The organism is Streptomyces harbinensis, assembly GCF_900116145.1.
GTDB classification, from domain to species: domain Bacteria; phylum Actinomycetota; class Actinomycetes; order Streptomycetales; family Streptomycetaceae; genus Streptomyces; species Streptomyces carpaticus.
The window spans coordinates 137,574-151,427 of record NZ_FPAB01000005.1 but is presented as its reverse complement, the minus strand read 5'-3'; the positions used below and the strand labels follow the sequence as shown (position 1 = coordinate 151,427).

Here is a 13,854-nt window from a genome sequence, read left to right as displayed (position 1 = left end):
GGATCATCGCGCGTGCGCTCGTGTCATTCCGCGCAGAAATGCCACACTGAATTATCATCATAGGTTTATACCACTGCTTTCTCTTGACGAGCCCATGTGCGCCTTGCCACAGTCCCGCTCTACACGCGTATCGACATCGGGTGGGGGGAAGTCATGTGATGGCACGTCGGTCGAAGGCTGCCGTTGCCGCAGCCGAATCCGAGCTGACCGGGCGTTCTCCGGGACAGCTGATGTGGCGCCGGTTCCGCCGCGACAAGGTCGGGGTCGCCTCCGCCTGCGTGGTGCTGTTCTTCTTCGCGATCGGGCTGCTGGCCCCGGTCATCTCCTGGCTCTACGGCAAGGATCCGTACACCCGGTACGGACAGATCGACCCGACCCTGCTCAACGAGTACGGCTATCCGGTCAAGCCCAATGGCGGAATCGACGGGGAGTTCTGGTTCGGCCTCGAACCCCTCATGGGCCGCGACGTCCTGACCCAGCTGGTGTACGGCATCCGCACCTCGCTGTTCATCGCGCTGGCCGTCACCGTCCTGGCCACCCTCACCGCGATCGTGCTCGGCATCGCCGCCGGCTATCTCGGCGGTAAGTGGGACTACACCATCAGCCGGCTCATCGATCTGCTGATGGCCTTTCCCAACCAGCTGTTCTTCGTCGCCTTCCTGCCCATCGTCACCAGCCTGTTCGTCGATCCGAGACAGGAAACACCCACCTATGTGCGGGTGCTGTCGGTGGTCGTCGTCCTGTGGATTCTCGGCTGGATGACCCTGGCCCGCATTCTGCGCGGCGCCACCCTCTCCCTGCGCGACCGGGAGTTCGTGGAGGCGGCCAAGGTCTCCGGCGCCTCCCCCTGGCGCATCATCCGCAAGGAACTGCTGCCCAACGTCGTCTCACCCACCCTGGTGCAGACGACCTACATGCTGCCCAGCTTCGTCACCACCGCCGCCGCACTCTCCTACCTCGGGGTCGGCATGACCGAACCCACCCCCGACTGGGGCCGGATGTTCGCCACCGGCGCCCGGGTCTACAAGAGCGACATCACCTACATGTTCTTCCCCGGCGTCGCGATGGTGATCTTCGTGGTCGCCTTCAACCTGCTCGGGGACTCCGTACGGGACGCCTTCGACCCGAAGTCCGACCGCTGACCGATGTGAGGTGCGACCGAAGTCATGACCATCACGACGCGACGCAGAACCCTGTCCGGACGGGGCACCAGGGCCGCGTCCCTCGCCCTGGCCGGCGCCCTGCTCCTCGGCGCGTGCAGCAGCGGCGGCGGGGGCGGCGGGGACACCCCGGGAGGCGGTGACCGCGACACCGCGCCCGAAACCCTCCAGACCATCGAGTTCGCCGACGCCGCCGGCTCCACCGGCCCGGCCGAGGAGGTGCCCGGCGCCCGGAGCGGCGGCACCATACGCGTGCTCCAGGAGACCTCCCCCGACCATCTCGACCCGGCGCAGATCTACGTCGCCCACGAGATGACCATCGCCCGCCTGCTGCACCGCGGCCTCACCACCACCCGGCTGCACAACGACGGCAGTTACTCGGTGGTCGGCGACCTGGCCACCGACGCGGGCACCGTCTCCGACGAGGGCCGCACCTGGACGTACACCCTCAAGGACGACATCTACTTCAACGACGGCTCCCCCATCACCTCCGCCGACATCCGGCACACCTTCGAGCGGCAGTTCGCCGAATTCATCACCCAGGGACCGACGTTCATCCAGTCCTGGCTCGCCGACGCCGAGGGCGCCGCCTACCGCGAACTGCTCCCGGACGGCCCGTACGAGGGCGACCACCTGCCCGACAGCGTGCTGGAGACCCCGGACGAGAAGACCATCGTCTTCCACTTCGCCCAGCCGCAGAACGACCTGCCCTACGCCCTCACCCTGCCCGGCTACTTCGCCGTCTCGCGGGAGGGCGACACCAAGGAGAACTACGACCAGGACCCGCTGACCTCCGGCCCCTACCAGATCGAGGACTTCCGCCCCGGCCGGTCCATGACCCTCACCCGCAACGAGCACTGGGTGCCCGGGACCGACGCCGCGCGCAACGCCTACCCGGACCGGTACGAGATCACCTTCGGCCACAGCCAGGACGACTCCACCGGCCGCCTCACCGCCGACAACGGCGACAACCAGTACGCCATCAGCTTCAACAACGGCATCGACGCCGGCTCCGCCGAGGTCGTCCAGGACCCGGCGGTCCAGGAGCGGATGGTCAGCGGCTACCAGGTGTTCGTCGCCTCCCTGGTCATCAACCAGGACACCGTCACCGACAAGCGGGTCCGGGAGGCCATCGCGCACGCCATCCCGCTCAACGGCGTGCTCAACGCCTACGGCGGCGCCATCGGCGGCGCCTACGCGGGCGGCTTCATCTCCCCCCTGCTGCCCGGCTACGAGCACGACTACGACCCGTACGGCAAGCTCGCCCTGCCGCAGGGCGACACCGAGCGGGCCCGGCAGCTGCTGGAGGAGGCCGACGCGGTCGGCTACGAGCTGAACTACCTCCACCACGTGGCCCCCGAGGACCAGCAGGCCGCCGTCGCCATCGCCGACGCGCTGGAGACGGCCGGCTTCTCGGTGAACCGCAGCGAGGTCCCCACCGAGCAGTACTACGACACCATCGGCCAGGTCGACAACGGCTACGACATCTACCGCAGCAACTGGGGCCACGACTGGCTCTCCGCCGCCACCGTGATCCCGGCCCAGTACGACGGCCGCACCATCCAGGACGGCGCGTCCAACTACAGCCACATCAACCAGGACTACATCAACGAGGAGATCGACCGCATCCTGCTGCTGTCGGACGCGGACGAAGCCGCCACCGCCTGGTTCGAGCTCCAGAAGCGCATCCTGGAGGAGGACCTGCCCGCCGTCCCCCTCTTCTACTACAAGCAGAACATCCTGCACGGGTCGCGGATCGGCGGAGCCGTCTTCAACAACGACTTCAGCACCGTCGACATGCACCGGCTGTACGTCATCCAGGACTGACCCCGCGACGCGATCGGCCGTCACCGGCCCGCCCCGCCCCACCCGGGCCCGGCGGGCCGGTGACCCCGGCGCCGGCTGTCACCGAAAGCTGCCTACCAGATGCTCCGTTTTCTCTTCCGGCGCTCGCTGGGTGCCGTCGCCATCCTGCTGATCATCAGCGCCGTCACCTTCTTCCTCTTCTACGCGATCCCCCGCAACCCCGCCCTGCTGGCCTGCGGCAAGGTCTGCACACCCGACCAGCTCGCCATCGTCGAACGCAACCTCGGCATCGACAAGCCCGTGCCCGTGCAGTACTGGGAGTACATGATCGGCATCTTCGCCGGCCGTGACTTCGCCGCCGGGCCCTGCCCCGCCCCCTGCCTCGGCTTCTCCTTCGCCGACAACCGCCCCGTCCTGGACACCATCCTCGACCGGCTGCCCACCACCGTCTCGCTCACCCTCGGCGGCGCCGTCGTCTTCCTCTTCCTGGGCCTCGGCCTGGGCATGCTCGCCGCCTGGCGGCGCGGCACCCTGCTCGACAAGGTGATGAGCTCCACCTCGCTGGTGCTCTCCTCCATGCAGATCTACTTCCTCGGCCCGCTCGCCCTGGCGCTGTTCGTCTACCAGACCCAGCTGCTGCCCCAGCCCCAGTACGTCCCCCTCACCGAGGACCCGCTCGGCTGGTTCAAGGGCCTGCTGCTGCCCTGGCTGGTGCTCTCCACCATCTTCACCGCCAACTACACCCGCATGGCGCGCGCCACCCTCATCGAACAACTCCAGGAGGAACACGTCCGCACCGCGCGGGCCAAGGGCATGTCCCGGCCCACCGTGTTCTTCCGCTACGCCTGGCGCGGCTCCCTCATCCCCATCGTCACCATCATCGGCATCGACATGGGCTCGCTGTTCGGCGGCGCGATGGTCACCGAGTACACCTTCGCCCTGCCCGGACTCGGCCGGCTCGCCGTCGAATCCGTCACCAAGTCCAACCTGCCGATGCTCATGGGCGTGATGCTGTTCGCCGCGCTGATGATCGTCCTCTTCAACATCGTCGTCGACGCCGCCTACGCCCTCATCGACCCGCGCGTGCGGCTGTCCTAGGAGCATCCGTGAGCTATCTGTCGGTACGCGATCTGCGCGTGCACTTCGGCACCGAGGACGGCGTGGTCAAGGCCGTGGACGGGCTCTCCTTCGACCTGGAGCGGGGCCGCACCCTCGGCATCGTCGGCGAGTCGGGGTCCGGCAAGTCGGTGGCCAACCAGGCCGTGCTCGGCCTGCACAACCCGCGCACCACCACCATCGCGGGCGGCATCGAACTGGACGGGCAGCAGCTGATCGGCGCCGGCGAGCGGCAGTTGCAGCGGCTGCGCGGCAACAAGGCCGCGATGATCTTCCAGGACCCGCTCACCGCGCTCTCCCCCTACTACACGATCGGCCGGCAGATCGCCGAGCCCTACCGCAAGCACCGCGGCGCCGGCAAACGCGAGGCGCGCGAGCGGGCCATCGAGATGCTGGGCAAGGTCGGTATCCCCAACCCCCGGCAGCGGGTGGACGACTACCCGCACCAGTTCTCCGGCGGCATGCGGCAGCGCGCCATGATCGCCATGGCGCTGGTGTGCGACCCGGACCTGCTCATCGCCGACGAGCCCACCACCGCGCTGGACGTCACCGTCCAGGCCCAGATCCTGGACCTGCTGCGCGACCTCCAGCAGGAGTTCGGCTCCGCCATCATCCTCATCACCCACGACCTCGGCGTGGTCTCCCAGGTCAGCGACGACGTGCTGGTGATGTACGCGGGCCGGGCCGTGGAACGCGGCACCGTCCGCGAGGTACTGCGCCGCCCCCAGCACCCGTACACCTGGGGCCTGCTGGGCTCCATGCCCCGGCTCACCGGGGACACCGAGCGCGAACTCCTGCCCATCCCCGGCTCCCCGCCCAGCCTGCTGCACCCCCCGGCCGGCTGCCCGTTCGCCCCGCGCTGCGCCCACCGGGACGCGGTGGACCCGCCGGAACGCTGCACGGAGGAGCGGCCCGCCCTGCCGGACGGCCGGGGCGCGGCCTGCCATCTGGACGCCGGGCAGCGGCGGACGCTGTTCGATGTCCACGTACGCCCCCGCCTGGAAGGACAGCCGCGATGACCGACGGCCCCGCCCCGCTGATGACGGCCCGCGGACTGACCAAGCACTTCCCCGTCAAGGGCGGCTTCCCGTTCCGCCGCACGGTCGGCGCGGTGCGCGCGGTGGACGGCCTGGACCTCACGGTGCACGAGGGCGAGAGTTTCGGCCTGGTCGGCGAGTCCGGCTGCGGCAAGTCCACCACCGGACGGCTGCTCGCCCGGCTGCTCGACCCGACCGACGGCACCATCTCCTACCGGGGGCGCGACATCACCCGCGCCGGGCGCCGGGAGCTGGCGCCGGTGCGCTCCGAGATCCAGATGATCTTCCAGGACCCGTACTCCTCGCTCAACCCGCGCCAGACGGTGGGCACCATCATCGGCGGCCCGATGGAGATCAACGGCATCCGGCCGCCCGGCGGCCGGGAGGCGCGGGTCCGGGAGCTGCTGGAGACGGTCGGCCTCAACCCCGAGCACTACAACCGCTTCCCGCACGAGTTCTCCGGCGGCCAGCGGCAGCGGATCGGGGTGGCCAGGGCGCTGGCGCTGGACCCCAAGCTGATCATCGCGGACGAGCCGGTCTCGGCGCTGGACGTCTCCATCCAGGCCCAGGTCGTCAACCTGCTGCGCCGGGTGCAGCGCGAACTGGGGATCGCCTTTCTGTTCATCGCCCACGACCTCGCCGTGGTGCGGCACTTCTCGCAGCGGGTGGCGGTGATGTACCTGGGCCGGATCGTGGAGGTCGGGGACCGCGAGGCCATCTACGAACACCCCCGCCATCCGTACACCCACGCCCTGCTGTCGGCGGTGCCGGAGGTCGATCTGTCGGACGAGGAGGAACCGGACGGGACGACGGCCGCATCCGGTACCGCCACCGGCGGCCGGCGCAGGGAGCGGATCCGGCTGGCCGGGGACGTCCCCTCCCCCGCCGCCCCGCCCTCCGGGTGCCGCTTCCGCACCCGCTGCTGGAAGGCCACGCAGCGCTGCGCCGCCGAGGAGCCGCCGCTGGTGCGGATCGAGGGCAACGGTCCGGGGCACCTCACCGCCTGCCACTACCCGGAAGAAGGTTCGACCGTTGCCAGGGAGCACGACATCGTGATGCGCGAGCCGTCGTGAGACGGGGGCGTGCGCCCCTCTTCTGCTCCTGTGCACCGAGTTATGCCGCCACGTTGATCGTTATAGTCCGTTGCGCACGATGGGTAGGACATCCACTGGGCAACCCCGGCCCAGGGGCCGCTCCCCCTGCCCGGACCCGGTCACGACCTGGAGGTGATCCCGGTGGCGCTCTCCGTCTCCGCAGTGCTGCTCTTCGCGATCATTGTCTTCCTGCTGATCAAGAAGGCGGGACTCAAGGGCATTCACGCGCTGGTGTGTGTGCTGTTCGGCTTCTATCTCGCCAGCTCCAACATCGCACCCACCATCAACGACGTGACCTCCAGTGTGGCCGGGATGATCAGCAATCTCTCGTTCTGAGTAAGCTCGGGGCATGAGTCCGCGTCTGCTGCTGGTGCACGCCCACCCCGACGACGAGTCGATCGGCAACGGCGTGACGATGGCGGCAGCCGTGGCCGCCGGCGCCCGGGTGACGCTGGTCACCTGCACCCTCGGCGAGGAGGGCGAGGTGATCCCGCCCGGGCAGGCGCATCTCGCCGCCGACCGCGAAGACGCCCTGGGCCCGTACCGCGAGCGGGAACTGACCGCCGCGATGCGGGCCCTCGGCGTACGCGACCACCGGCTGCTGGGCGGCGCGGGCCGCTGGCGGGACTCCGGCATGATGGGCCTGGCCACCAACCGCGCGCCGAACGCCTTCTGGGGCGCGGACCCCGACCTCGCCGGGCGGCAACTGGCCGACATCATCGAGGACGTCCGCCCGCACGTCCTGATCACCTACGACCCGCAGGGCGGTTACGGCCACCCCGACCACATCCAGGCGCACCGGGTCGCCCTGCGCGGCGCGGAGCTGGCCGCGCCCCGGCACCGGATCGCCCGGGTGCTGTACAACTGCCTCCCCGCGACCGAGGCCGGACGGCGGCTGTCCGCGCTGACCGACACCGCCCGCGCCGCGGAACCGGTGGCGGCGCTCGGCGACCTGCCCGGGGTCGTCCCGGACGCCTCCGTCGCGGTCACGGTGCACGGCACGGCGGCCGACGCGGCGGCCAAGCAGCGCGCCATGGCGGCGCACGCCACCCAGATCAGGGTGCGGGAGGACGGCACGTCCTTCGCCCTGTCCAACGATCTGGTGCAGCCGCTGTGGGAGACCGAGTACTACACACTGGCGGCGGGCGTCCCGGTGCCCGACGGGGCCACGGACGTCTTCGCCGGTCTTGACCTGGAGGAGAGCCGATGAGAATCGCGGTCTACGTCGGGCTCGGCGTGCTGGGCGTCGTGGGCGGGATCGCCGGATCGCTGATCCAGGCCGGCTGGTCACCGCTGGGCCTGCTGCTGTCACTCGCAGGGGCGGCGGCGTTGTTCCTCGGCGGCGCACTGCTGACCCGTTCGCGCGCCGGGGTGGGCGCTCCGGCGGCCGGCTGGGTGCTCGCGGTGCTCGCGCTCACCGGTTCCCGGCCGCAGGGCGATTTCATCTTCGCGACGGGGGCGACGAGTTACATCTTCCTGCTGGGCGGTATGGTCCTGGCCGGAGTGTGCTGGGCCCTCGCACCGGTCGGCCGTCCGATGTTCTGGGTGCCGCCCGAGCGGCTGCCCGGCGCCCGCCGGTGAACCCCCGGGCACGGATGTGCCAATCTCGTGCTGAGGCCGTACGTTCGCGGCGACCCCAGTATGGTGGGGCTGCCGCCCGGCCCCGGCCAGTGATCCGGGCCGGCCGGTGAAACCAACCGGGAGATCCTGCCTTGAGTCGTGAAACTGACAGTCCGTCCCCCAGTCCCCGGGGATGGGACCCCCAGCGCAGCGAGGGGAACGACGGTACCCCGCCGGGTGCGGCGCAGCCGGCGGAGAAGAAGACCGAGACCACGATGACGACCCGGATCCGGATCAACATCCCCGGATCCCGGCCGATTCCGCCCGTTGTCATGCGCGAGACGCTGGACGACGACGCGGCAGGGGACGAAACGCCGGCGGCCACCGCCGACCGCGCTCCGGCGGCGCCCGGACTGCCCGGGCTGCCGGTCCGGCCGAAGGCCACCGGGGCGACCTCCAGCGGCCTGGGCGAGTCGGCGGCGCCGGCCAAGAAGAAGACCAGCTCGTGGTTCGAGCCGCGCAAGCCCCCGCAGGCGGAGGAGACCGGCGCCCTGTCGCTGGGCGACACCACCTTCGACGCGCCCCCGGCACCGCGCAAGCCCCAGCCGGACGAGACCGGCCCCAACCCGGCGTGGTTCCCGGACACCCCGCCCGAGGGCACCGGGTTGCCGCCCCGCCCGGTGAGCACCAGCGCGCCGTCCGGCCCCACCACGGGACCGGCGACCGGCGACCTGGCCCTGCCCGCCGCCGTGACGGACGAGCCGGGCGGCCCCACCCTGGACCTGGGCGGGCCGTTCCCGCCGCCGCCCCCGCCGGGCCACGGCGACACCGCCGCGATCCCGGTCTTCGGCGAACCGGCCGGCGGCCCGGCCGTACCGCCCCCGGCGCTCGACTTCGACGAGGACCCCGAGGAGCCGGCCCCCGCGCCGGCCCCGGCGGCCCCAGCCGCCCCCAAGAAGGCCAAGGGCAAGGCGGGCAAGCTGGGCAAGCTCGTGGTGGTCGCCGTGGTGCTGCTGGGCGTCGCCGCCTACGGCACCGGGCTGCTGCTCAACCAGGAGGACGTGCCCAAGGGCACCACCGTGCTCGGCCAGGACATCGGCGGGCGCACCACCCAGGAGGCCGTCGCCCTGCTGGACGCGGCGGTGGACGAGGCCAACAACGCGCCGCTGCTGCTCCAGGTCGGCGACGCGGAACTGGAGCTGAAGCCCAGCGTGGCGGGCCTGGCGGTGGACACCGAGGCGACCGTCCGCGCCGCCGCGGGCCCCGACTACGCGCCGGCGTCCGTCTTCGGCTCCCTGCTCGGCAGCGAGCGCCCGATGGACGCGGTCTTCGCGGTCGACCGGGAGAAGCTGACCGTGGCCCTGGAGGACCTGACGGCCGACCTCGGCTCGGGCGCCCCGGTGGAGGGCTCCATCACCTTCAGCAGCGCCGGACCGCAGGCGCAGCCGGGCAAGGCGGGCGAGGGCATCAACGTCGAGGCCGCGGCGGACGCCGTGGAGTCGGCCTTCCGCACCCGCGCGGCCGGCGGCGAGAACACCCCGGTGACGCTGCCGACCACCACGGTCGAGCCGGAGATCACCGAGGAAGAGGTGGCCCGGGCGATGGCGGAGTTCGCCGAGCCCGCGATGTCGGACATGGTCTACATCGAGGCCGGCGGCATCACCCTGCCGATGAGCCCGGAGAACTCCATTTACCAGTTCCTCTCCATGAAGGCGGTGGACGGCACCCTGGTGGACGTCTACGACCTGGAGATCCTGGCGTCCCTCTACGGCTCCCAGTTCGACAGCGTCCTGGTGACCCGGGGCAACGGCACCCAGACCCCGGTCGAACCGACCGACGTGGCCGGCGCCCTGCGCGAAGCCCTGCGCGAAACGGACCCGGCCAAACGCGTCGCGGTCATCGACCTCGACCCGAGCTGACCCCGACCCCCCGAAGGCCCGGCCCCACCCCACTGGCGCCGGGCCTTCCGCTGTCCCGTCCGCTATCCCCCACCCCCGAAGGACGGCACCGGCTCCCCCGGCCCACCGCACCACGGCCGGCAGCCCCCTTCCGGCGTCACGGTCAGCCCGAACCCGTCCACCCCGGGGCGCCCCCGCTCCCGCCACCACGCCAGCGCCCGCGCCACCTCGTCCCACAACCGGCGCGGCCCCCACTGATGGACGGTGGCCTCCCGCTCCCCGTCGCGGAACCGGACCGACGCCCAGGCCCGGGAGCCCTCGGTCATGTCGAAGAACCAGAGCGTCGCCTCCCCCTCCCCCGTATTCAGCACCTGGGCGCACTCCGGCACACACAACCCCAGGACGAACCGCGCGCCCCGGAAGGGCCGCCCCTCCCCCAGCTCCGCGAGCGGGACCGAGGTCACCGACGCGGCGGCGTCCCCCGGATACGCCCCGACATGCCCGGCGAACCGCCGCCAGTCCAGGCGCTGGGCGCGGATCTTCATGAACTCCAGCGGCCGGAGAAACGGCCCGCTCGCGCTCCCGTCCTCCGCCACCGTCAGCCGCACCAGGGCGTCCTCGTGGGAGTAGTGGGTACCCCACGGGGCGAGGATCACCCCACCGGGCCGGGTCTGCGCGAGCCACGCCGGCGGGAACCCCCGCACCCCGGCGGTGACGATCACCCGGTCGTACGGCGCCCCCGCCGGATGTCCCCACCGGCCGTCGGCGCACACCACCTCCGGGTACAGCCCGAGACTGCCGAGCGCGGCCCGCGCCCGGGCGGCGACCCGCTCGTCCACCTCGACGGTCACGACGGACCGCTCACCGAGCCGCTCCGCGAGCAGCCCGGCGTTCCGCCCGGTCCCGGTGCCGATCTCCAGCACCCGGGCACCGGGGCGGACATCGAGGTCGGCCAGCATCCGCGTCACGACGGACGGCATACTCGCCGAACTGGTCGGCACCCGCCCCGGCCCCGGCCCGGTGTGCTGCCCGTCGTCCCACTGGGTGGTGATCGGAACGTTGGCGTACGCCGCGCGCTCCCACGCCACGGGGTCCGTCCGCCGGTCCACGGAACGGCTCGCGCCGGTGTCCATGTCGTACGGCCACATCAGATCCGGCAGAAACACCTCACGCGGCACCGCCGCGAAGGCATCCGCCCAATCACGGCTCATCGCCCCGGACTCCCGAAGGAACCGCGCCAGCCCCACAGCGGAGCGGGCGCGGCCGGACCGATCGGATCCAACGGTCACTTCCGGCGGTCCCCGTCCCCTTCGGGTGCGCCGCCGTCGGGCGACGGTGGCTGGGGCGGGCTCCACGGCTGCCCGGGGAGCCCGTCCCCGCCGTGGTCATCGGGCTTGTCGTGCTTGCCCATGGTGCTGCCTCCTGTTCCCTGCGAGCCGCTGCGGTCGCGGCCACGTGCTTCGACGGTAGGGAGAGGCGCACCGCAACGCCCAGGCGATTGCGGGTGATTGCGAGGCCATCACCCGATCGAGGACATCGCCGCCCTGATCAGGGCGCGGGCCCGGGCGGCGTAGACCGCCGTGTCGGCCAGCATGAGGAAGGTGTCGGCGTACGCCTTGATCTCACCGGGCTGGGTCAACGTCAGATATCCGGACACCAACTCGACGTTCACCTGGGCCGTGTCGAAGATCCAGAACCCTTCCACCGGCATGCGCGGGCGCCCCAGCTGTGTGGGGACGACGCCGATGCTGACGTGCGGCAACGAGCTGACCATCAACAGATGGTCCAGTTGTTCCCGCTGTGTCTCCGCACTGCCGAGCGCGTTGCGCAGTACCGGCTCCTCCAGCAGGAACGCGAAGCGCCGGTGCCCCTCGTACAGGACGTACTGGCGCTCCATGCGCACGGCGACCGCCTCCGCGACATCGTCCACCGGAACCCGGCGGCGCTGTACTCCGCGCAGGACGTCCTCGGTGTACCGGTACGTCTGGAGCAACCCGGGGACAAGTCCGGGTGAATAGGCACGGAACCAAAGTGTGCGATCGTACAGCGGGAGGACAGCCTCCTGGGCCCGGCGCAGCCCGGCGCGCTCCATCCGGTGCCAGTGGACCCACATGCCCTCGACGGCTCGGAGGGCGGCGATCAGGTCCGCTGTCTGGTCCTCGGCGCCACAGGCCCGGCACCAGGCACGGATGTCGTCGGCGGACGGCGAAGTTTTCGCCGTGGCGATCCGCGACACCTTGGAGGGATGCCAGCCGCACGCAGCCGCCAGCGACTTGCCGTCGAGCCCGGCGTCCTCGCACAACTCCCGCAGCCGGTCGGCGAGAACGCGCCGGGCCGCCTGGACGCTGGAGGACGGGGAGGCGGACATCGCGGTCGGACCGTCAGCTCGGCCGGTAGTCATGGCAGTCAGCGAGGCACCGGTGTGCAGGTCGGTGCCGGGACCGAGACGGACGTCCCGATGACGCGCCGCGTCAACCTTTGAGGTGGTTGACGAACGCGGACCACCCGGCGACGGAGAACACGAACGCACCGCGCGAGCGGTCCTTGCTGTCGCCCACCGCGACCCCGCCGTCCGCCGTGACCTGAGTCTCCAGACAACTGCCGCTTCCCCCGTCCGAGTAGCTTGACTTCCGCCACCTCGCTATCGGCAGGTCATGTCGCATCAGATTCCCCTACGCGCGATCGGATTCTCCTGCGATGGCAGGGCGCACACTTCACCCTTGAGATGTTCGACAAAGGCTGCCCAGGCTCCGGCCGACACAATGGTGGCCGGGCCGGGGTTTTTGCTGTCTCGGACCGCTATCAGGCCGTCGGAGGTTATCCGGGTCTCCAGGCAGGCGCCTGTGTCGCCACTGCTGTAGCTGGACTTACGCCATCTCGCCACCGGAGGTCCATCTCCCACGCAGTGACTCCTTCTGGAGCGTCGCGGCGTCAACCGTGGGCCTTGAGGTGTGCGATGAACGCATCCCAGGCGCCGGCCCGCACTGTGATGGCCGGACCCGGGTGCTTGCTGTCCCGAACCGGCACCACGCCCGTGAAGCCCTGGGCCACCTCGACACACTGCCCGTTCCCGCTGCTGTAGCTGCTGCGCTGCCATATGACCGCGTTGAGATCGCTCTGTTTCATGTCACCTCCTCAGACGGTTGTTCTGATCAGCTTAGTGATCAGCTCAGCTGTCGCTGTTGGGCTGAGAGCCTGGCTCATCACGTCATGGAAGATGGTGTTGTATCTGCGCATTTCGACGGGAGCTTCGAGGAAGAGATCGCCGGCCATGCTGTCGAGGTAGACGATCTCGGGCTCCTCCGCGTCGGCGAACGCCATCAGGACGAACGAGCCAGGCATTCCCGGATGGGCTCCGGCGGAGAACGGGATGGCTTGCACGCTGACGTTCGGCAAGTCCATCACCTGCAAGAGGTGTCTCATCTGCGCGCGCATCACGTCCTGACCACCGACTGCCCGGTGCAACACTGCTTCGTCTATGACAGCCCTCAGCCGCAGGGGCGACTCCTTGGTGAGGACGGCCTGTCGGTCCATGCGAGCCTGAACGCGCTGGTCCACTTCCACAGGACTCGCGAGCGGGAGTGTCCCAGCGATCACCGCTCTGGCGTATTGCTCGGTCTGGATCAGCCCCGGGACGAACAGCGACTCGTAGTTGCGGACCTCCCAAGCCTCGTTCTCGAAGCTGATGTAGGCAGTGTATTCCTGCGGAAGTTCACTGTGGTACGGGCGAAGCCAGCCCTGTTCGGTGGCCCTTTCGGCCATGGAAGCGACCTCAGCGCGAAGCCCAGGGTCCGCTTCGTAGAGGTCCAGGAGCGCGATCAGTGTCCGCTTCTGGGGGTTGGTCTTGGCTGTCTCGACCCGGTACAGCGTGGTCGCGTTGATGCCGGTGCGCTCTGACACCTCATCACGCGTCAGGCCGGCAGCCGCGCGCAGGCTGCGCAGCTCAGCCGCGAGGCGGCGCAAACGAACGGTCGGGATCTTCGGCTTCTGTGGCACGTCTCCACCTTTCCATCATCACGGGCCCACTGTGCCCCACCTCGGAGAGACCGATGGACGGAGACAATGCAATGTATGCATTAGCCCTTCTTGCATACGCCATGTGATCTGATGCACTCTAGTCCGCGAGGACGCCGGGCAGTCGCAAACGAGCCTGGCGCAGCCCCACTTGCCCGCTGCTCAGATC

At 70.4% G+C, this 13,854-nt stretch carries 15 protein-coding genes; 9 read left to right on the top strand and 6 right to left on the bottom strand.

Annotated elements, in window-relative coordinates; all coding sequences use genetic code 11:
• Window positions 1-158: 158 nt before the first annotated feature.
• From BM385_RS15635 to BM385_RS15595, 9 genes are all read left to right on the top strand, one after another.
• Window positions 159-1,142 carry an ABC transporter permease gene (locus tag BM385_RS15635; protein ID WP_237751343.1) on the top strand — a complete coding sequence of 328 codons (984 nt, stop codon included), beginning with the start codon at window positions 159-161 and terminating at the stop codon, window positions 1,140-1,142.
• A 24-nt stretch (window positions 1,143-1,166) separates the two neighbouring features.
• A complete protein-coding gene (locus BM385_RS15630; RefSeq protein ID WP_093843410.1) occupies window positions 1,167-2,987 on the top strand; it encodes an ABC transporter substrate-binding protein in 1,821 nt (606 codons plus the stop codon).
• 99 nt (window positions 2,988-3,086) lie between these two features.
• Window positions 3,087-4,064: an ABC transporter permease gene (locus tag BM385_RS15625; protein ID WP_019434878.1), complete on the top strand. Its 978-nt coding sequence runs from the start codon at window positions 3,087-3,089 to the stop codon at window positions 4,062-4,064.
• A gap of 8 nt (window positions 4,065-4,072) precedes the next feature.
• Window positions 4,073-5,101 carry an ABC transporter ATP-binding protein gene (locus BM385_RS15620; RefSeq protein ID WP_093843409.1) on the top strand — a complete coding sequence of 343 codons (1,029 nt, stop codon included), beginning with the start codon at window positions 4,073-4,075 and terminating at the stop codon, window positions 5,099-5,101.
• Complete coding sequence (locus BM385_RS15615; protein WP_093843408.1) at window positions 5,098-6,192, top strand: ABC transporter ATP-binding protein; 1,095 nt, start codon at window positions 5,098-5,100, stop codon at window positions 6,190-6,192. The genes BM385_RS15620 and BM385_RS15615 overlap by 4 nt, the downstream gene beginning before the upstream one ends.
• Window positions 6,193-6,354: 162 nt before the next feature.
• On the top strand, window positions 6,355-6,549 hold the full coding sequence (locus BM385_RS15610) for a hypothetical protein (protein WP_026047610.1): 195 nt from the start codon (window positions 6,355-6,357) through the stop codon (window positions 6,547-6,549).
• A gap of 13 nt (window positions 6,550-6,562) precedes the next feature.
• The gene (mshB, locus tag BM385_RS15605) at window positions 6,563-7,423 is read left to right on the top strand and encodes an N-acetyl-1-D-myo-inositol-2-amino-2-deoxy-alpha-D-glucopyranoside deacetylase (RefSeq protein ID WP_093843407.1); all 861 of its coding nucleotides are present in this window, start codon (window positions 6,563-6,565) and stop codon (window positions 7,421-7,423) included.
• Window positions 7,420-7,794, top strand: coding sequence for a DUF6113 family protein (locus BM385_RS15600; RefSeq protein WP_019434873.1), 375 nt, complete (start codon window positions 7,420-7,422; stop codon window positions 7,792-7,794). The genes mshB and BM385_RS15600 overlap by 4 nt, the downstream gene beginning before the upstream one ends.
• Window positions 7,795-8,048: 254 nt before the next feature.
• The gene (locus BM385_RS15595) at window positions 8,049-9,692 is read left to right on the top strand and encodes a hypothetical protein (RefSeq protein ID WP_019434872.1); all 1,644 of its coding nucleotides are present in this window, start codon (window positions 8,049-8,051) and stop codon (window positions 9,690-9,692) included.
• A gap of 62 nt (window positions 9,693-9,754) precedes the next feature.
• Here the strand turns inward: BM385_RS15595 and BM385_RS15590 are convergent, their stop codons facing one another.
• From BM385_RS15590 to BM385_RS15565, 6 genes are all read right to left on the bottom strand, one after another.
• Complete coding sequence (locus BM385_RS15590; protein ID WP_175543006.1) at window positions 9,755-10,882, bottom strand: methyltransferase domain-containing protein; 1,128 nt, start codon at window positions 10,880-10,882, stop codon at window positions 9,755-9,757.
• A gap of 308 nt (window positions 10,883-11,190) precedes the next feature.
• On the bottom strand, window positions 11,191-12,039 hold the full coding sequence (locus tag BM385_RS15585; protein WP_093843406.1) for a helix-turn-helix domain-containing protein: 849 nt from the start codon (window positions 12,037-12,039) through the stop codon (window positions 11,191-11,193).
• Window positions 12,040-12,142: 103 nt separating this feature from the next.
• Window positions 12,143-12,334, bottom strand: a complete 192-nt coding sequence (locus BM385_RS15580) for a DUF397 domain-containing protein (RefSeq protein ID WP_175543005.1) — start codon at window positions 12,332-12,334, stop codon at window positions 12,143-12,145.
• A complete protein-coding gene (locus BM385_RS15575; RefSeq protein WP_254791621.1) occupies window positions 12,334-12,555 on the bottom strand; it encodes a DUF397 domain-containing protein in 222 nt (73 codons plus the stop codon). The genes BM385_RS15580 and BM385_RS15575 overlap by 1 nt, the downstream gene beginning before the upstream one ends.
• Before the next feature lie 47 nt (window positions 12,556-12,602).
• Window positions 12,603-12,797, bottom strand: coding sequence for a DUF397 domain-containing protein (locus BM385_RS15570; RefSeq protein ID WP_093843403.1), 195 nt, complete (start codon window positions 12,795-12,797; stop codon window positions 12,603-12,605).
• 9 nt (window positions 12,798-12,806) lie between these two features.
• Window positions 12,807-13,667 carry a helix-turn-helix domain-containing protein gene (locus BM385_RS15565; RefSeq protein ID WP_093843402.1) on the bottom strand — a complete coding sequence of 287 codons (861 nt, stop codon included), beginning with the start codon at window positions 13,665-13,667 and terminating at the stop codon, window positions 12,807-12,809.
• Between the last annotated feature and the right edge of the window lie 187 nt (window positions 13,668-13,854).